This window comes from Streptomyces varsoviensis (assembly GCF_000718635.1).
Taxonomy (GTDB): Bacteria; Actinomycetota; Actinomycetes; order Streptomycetales; family Streptomycetaceae; genus Streptomyces; species Streptomyces varsoviensis.
The window spans coordinates 1-4,983 of record NZ_JOBF01000051.1; the positions used below are offsets into that span (position 1 = coordinate 1).

4 protein-coding genes and 1 pseudogene are annotated in these 4,983 nt (G+C 71.5%); all 5 read left to right on the top strand.

The genetic code is table 11. The features are described from left to right. Positions 1-182: pseudogene (locus tag IF55_RS35490) on the top strand (ATP-binding protein); the annotation flags it as partial. Positions 183-536: 354 nt separating this feature from the next. Next, complete coding sequence (locus IF55_RS35495; protein ID WP_030884785.1) at positions 537-3,449, top strand: sensor histidine kinase; 2,913 nt, start codon at positions 537-539, stop codon at positions 3,447-3,449. A gap of 10 nt (positions 3,450-3,459) precedes the next feature. Further along, a complete protein-coding gene (locus IF55_RS35500; RefSeq protein ID WP_030884783.1) occupies positions 3,460-3,873 on the top strand; it encodes a roadblock/LC7 domain-containing protein in 414 nt (137 codons plus the stop codon). Positions 3,874-3,959: 86 nt separating this feature from the next. Next, positions 3,960-4,646: a DUF742 domain-containing protein gene (locus IF55_RS35505; RefSeq protein WP_030884782.1), complete on the top strand. Its 687-nt coding sequence runs from the start codon at positions 3,960-3,962 to the stop codon at positions 4,644-4,646. Then, positions 4,627-4,983, top strand: a 357-nt coding sequence (locus tag IF55_RS35510) for a GTP-binding protein (RefSeq protein WP_211270089.1), incomplete at its 3' end; no start/stop codon positions are given. The genes IF55_RS35505 and IF55_RS35510, both read left to right, overlap by 20 nt.

Genomic DNA, 4,983 nt, shown 5'->3' on the forward strand with positions numbered 1-4,983 from the left:
CCTTCGTCATCGCCCTCAACGGCTTCGACGGACACCAGCCCTACACCCCCGAAGAAGTCCGCGAAGCACTCCAGATCGGCCCGGACGCCCCCATCATCACCACCGACGCGCGGCAGCGCGGCGAGACCAAGAGCGCGCTCATCACGCTGGTGGAGCACGCGCTGATGGCCCGGCTCAAGTAGCGCCGCGCGCACGGCAGTTGCACGGGTCGTCACGGAGCCGGCGGAATCGGCCCCGGGCGGTCCGTGCGGCGCGTTACGGCATGTTGCCGTGTTCATAACGTTTCGACAGAGAATTGGCCGGGCGTGACTACGGGTCGCGCCCGGCCGATTGCGCTCCGCTTACGTTTTCCCCGCTATTTGGCGTCGCTCGCTCTTAATGCCCGTTTTAGGTTGGACATTTCCCGCGCCCGTACCGTCGCCCTCGGTGTTTGGAATGCACCCGCCTGACGTGCTGCAATTCCCGGACCTGAGCGGTAATGGCTCAGGGGGAGAACGGCACCGGACGGGTGCCGACGCCGAGGGGTTGTTGGTCGAGTGAGGCGAAGCAGAGCGAGCGCCGCGGAGCAGGCGCGGGGGAACTTCACCCCGCCGCCGCGCGCGGCCGCATCGTATGCCGACGCCCGCGACCCCCGCGCCGCCTTCGAGCCCCCCGCGGCCGGCGGCCGCCGCTCGCCCCGCGACTGGCGCGTCGCCACCCGCCTCAACACCATCCTGCTCCTCCCCGCCCTCGTCGCCCTCGTCTTCGGCGGCCTGGGCATCAAGTCCTCGCTGGACACCTGGCGTCAGGCCGGGGACGCGGAACGTACGGCGCGGCTCGTGCGGGCGGCGGCCGCGTACGGGCACGCGCTGCTCGACGAGCGGGACCGCGGCGCCGAGCCGCTGCTGACCGGCGAGAGCGACAACCGCGCGATCAGGGAGTCGCGGAACGCGACCGACGCCGCGAAGAAGAACTTCGACCGGTATGCCGCCGAGGCGCCGGGCACCCCCGGCCTCCGGCGCCGCCTCGCGGCGTTCTCCGAGGCCGAGAAGGCGCTGCCGAAGCTGCGCGAGTCCGCGTACCGCGGCGCCGCCGCGGGCGGGACGCGCACCGAGGACGGCTATACGGCCGTCCAGCGCCCGCTCATGGAGCTCGCGAACGAACTGGCCTCGTACCCCGGTGACATCACCGCCTACGGGCAGACCGTCCACGCGATCTCGCTGGCCGAGTCCGCCGCCTCCCTTCAGCGCTCCCTGGGCGCCCACCTGTTGGTGCGCCCCGGCCCGTCCGACAAGGACCGCGAGGCCCAGCTCGCGGCCTTCGGCGCGGGCAGGTACCTGGAGCGGGTCGCGCTCGGCGAGTACACCTCCGGCTCCGCCGAGGGCGACGTCAAGCGCCTGCGGGACACGCTCGCCGGCAAGGGCCGGACGGACGAGCGGGACAAGATCGCCGACGCCATCTCCGCCGAGCGGGCCGGGGGTTCGGGGGCCACGCCCACGAGCTGGTTCGACGCGTCGACTCGGACGTTCGACGCCTACCGGTCGATCGAGGAGGGGCTGGCCGGCGACGCGCTGGCCGCTGCTCGGCAGACGACTTCCGACGCCCTGCGCGACGCGGTCGTCAACGCCGCCGTCGTCGTCCTCGCCCTCCTACTCGCCCTGGTGATCGCCGGTCTGATGGGCCGTTCGATGAGCCGATCGACGCGGCGGCTGCGCGATGCCGCCTTCGAGGTCGCGGAGCAGCGGCTGCCGGCCACGGTGGACCAGCTCTCGCGTACGGAACCGGGCCGGGTGGACACCCGGGTGGCACCGGTGCCGGTCACGACGCGGGACGAGATCGGCGAAGTGGCCCGCGCCTTCGACCAGGTGCACCGCGAGGCCGTGCGGCTCGCCGCCGAACAGGCGCTGCTGCGGTCCAACATCGACACCATCTTCGCCAACCTCTCGCGCCGCAACCAGCACCTGATCGAAGGTCAGCTCTCGGTCATCTCGGGCCTGGAGAGCACCGAGGCCGACCCGAGCCGGCTGGAGAGCCTTTTCCGCCTGGACCACCTGGCCACCCGGTTGCGGCGCAACGGCGAGAACCTGCTCGTGCTCTCCGGCGAGGAGCCCGGCCGCCGCTGGGACCGGCCGGTGCCGCTCGTGGACGTACTGCGCGCCGCCTCCTCGGAGGTGGAGTCGTACGCGCGTATCGAGCTGTCCGGGGTGGCGGAGTGCGAGATCCACGGCGCGGCCGTGACCGACCTCGTGCATCTGCTCGCCGAACTGCTGGAGAACGCCACCGTCTTCTCGTCACCGCAGACGAAGGTCGCGGTGACGGCGACGCGGCTGCCGGACGCCCGCGTCATGATCGAGATCCATGACCAGGGCATCGGCCTGAGCGCCGAGGACTTCGCGGACATCAACCACCGGCTCGCCAACCCGCCCGAGATCGATGTGGCGGTCTCCCAGCGGATGGGTCTGTGCGTGGTCGCCCGGCTCTCCGAGCGGCACGGCATCCGCGTCCAGTTGCGCTCCTCGGGCGAGCAGGGCGGGACCACCTCGCTGGTGATGCTGCCGGATGCGATCACGCACGGCGGTGGCGGCGAGGAGGAGCGCCCCCAGGAGGGCGGCACGCACGCCGTTCCCGACGCGCCCGTCCCCGCTCCGGTATCCGCGGTCTCGGCCTCGACCGACATCTCCGGCGCGACCGGCGGACCGGCGGAGGGAGAGCAGGAAGAGCCTCCGCTTGGCGCGGACCGGCGGTACGAGCAGGCGTACGAGCCGTCGCACGACCAGTCGCACACGCGCTCGTACAACCCCTCCCCCGAGCAGCCCTCGGCGTATCCGGAATCCCCTTTCGAGGGATCGGAGCACCCCGCCGTACCGGCCTTCGGCTCGCCCCAACACCCCGCTCACCAGGGCGAGTGGAGCGAGTCAGGGGCGCGTGGGACGGCGTATGACGAGGGTTACGGAAGGGAATCGGAACCCTCTTCCGGCGCTGACGCGGCGGCGCGTGAGCGCGTAGAGTTTGACCATCCGGGCGTTTCCCCGAGCGGCTACCACCAGATGACCGGCGCCGGCTTTCCGCGCGGCGGCACCCAGGGGCAGCGGCCCGAGGAAACGGCAGGGGAGCCGGAGCAGCCTCCGCAGGGAGAGGCCCCCGCCTGGCAATCGGCGAACGACGAGCGCTGGCAGAAGGCCGAGCGGCTCCGGGAGCCGACGGCCGGCGGAGTCACCTCCTCCGGTCTGCCCCGGCGGGTGCCCAAGGCGAACCTCGTCGAGGGCGCCGCGGAGGAGACACCGCGGGGCGGCCCCGAGCTGTCCCGCGCCCCGGAGGACATCCGCGGCAGGCTGAGCAATCTGCGCCGCGGCGTCCAGCAGGGCCGCGGTGTCCAGCAAGGGCGCGAAGCGGGGACCGATAGCGGCTCCCCCGAGCACAATGACCGACAGGGCTTCGGCCCCGGCAGCACCTACGATCAGGAGCGTTAGTGTGAGCCCGATGAGCCAGGCGGCGCAGAACCTGAACTGGTTGATCACCGGTTTCGTGGACAACACCCCAGGGGTCTCCCACACGGTCGTGGTCTCCGCCGACGGACTGCTATTGGCGATGTCCGAAGGCTTTCCGCGCGACCGAGCCGACCAGTTGGCGGCCGTCGCCTCCGGCCTGACCTCCCTCACCGCCGGGGCCTCCCGGATCTTCGAGGGCGGCAGCGTCAACCAGACCGTGGTGGAGATGGAGCGCGGCTTCCTCTTCATCATGTCCGTATCCGACGGTTCTTCGCTGGCCGTACTCGCACACCCCGAGTGCGACATCGGCCTCGTCGGCTACGAGATGGCCCTGCTCGTCGACCGGACGGGCAGCGTGCTGACCCCCGACCTCCGTGCCGAATTGCAGGGGAGCCTGCTGAACTAGCAGACAGGCAGTGCGTTTCGCGCCACCGAGCCTTACAGTTCGGTGGCGCGACCCCGCAGCGATAAGGCAAGTTGGAGGAGGAAGACGTGGCAACGCCCCCCGGCGGATACCCGTACGGCAATGGCCAGCAGGGTGAGCCCCCGCTGAACCGCTTCAACTTCCCCTCCGCACCGAGCCGCCAGGCCCCGCCGGAGCAGCCGCGACAGCCCGAGTCGCAGCGCCCGCGGCGGCTGGACCGCCAGCGGCGGTGGCAGCAGCCGGAGGAGCAGGGTGCGTACGCGCCCTACGAGTCCGCGGCCTCCACCGCGCCTTCGGCGCCCTCGGCATCCGTAGCGCCCTCCGCCGCCGTTCCGCCGGCGGAGCACCACCGCATCGAGCCGGTGGAGCCGGCGTGGTACGCGCCGGAGCCCCCGCCGCCCGCGAGCGACGGGGAAACGCCGCTGGTCAGGCCGTATGCCATGACCGGTGGCCGGACCAGGCCGCGGTACCAGCTCGCCATAGAGGCGCTGGTGCACACCACGGCCCAGCCCGCCCAACTCCAGGGGCAGTTGCCGGAACACCAGCGCATCTGCCACCTGTGCCGCGAGATCAAGTCGGTCGCCGAGATCTCCGCGCTCCTCACCATCCCCCTCGGCGTGGCCCGCATCCTCGTTGCCGACTTGGCAGAGGCCGGGCTCGTCGCCATCCATCAGCCCGGCGGTGACGAGACCGCCGGCGGCCAGCCTGACGTGACACTGCTCGAAAGGGTGCTCAGTGGACTTCGGAAGCTCTAGCGGCGAGCCACCTGCCCGCTCCACCACCTCCGCGAAGATCGTGGTGGCGGGAGGTTTCGGCGTCGGCAAGACGACCTTCGTCGGCGCGGTCTCGGAGATCAACCCGCTGCGCACCGAAGCCGTGATGACCTCCGCCTCCGCGGGGATCGACGACTTGACGCACGCGCCGGACAAGACCACCACGACGGTGGCCATGGACTTCGGCCGCATCACCTTGGACCAGGACCTGATCCTGTACCTGTTCGGGACGCCCGGCCAGGACCGTTTCTGGTTCATGTGGGACGACCTGGTACGCGGCGCCATCGGCGCCATCGTCCTCGTCGACACCCGCCGCCTC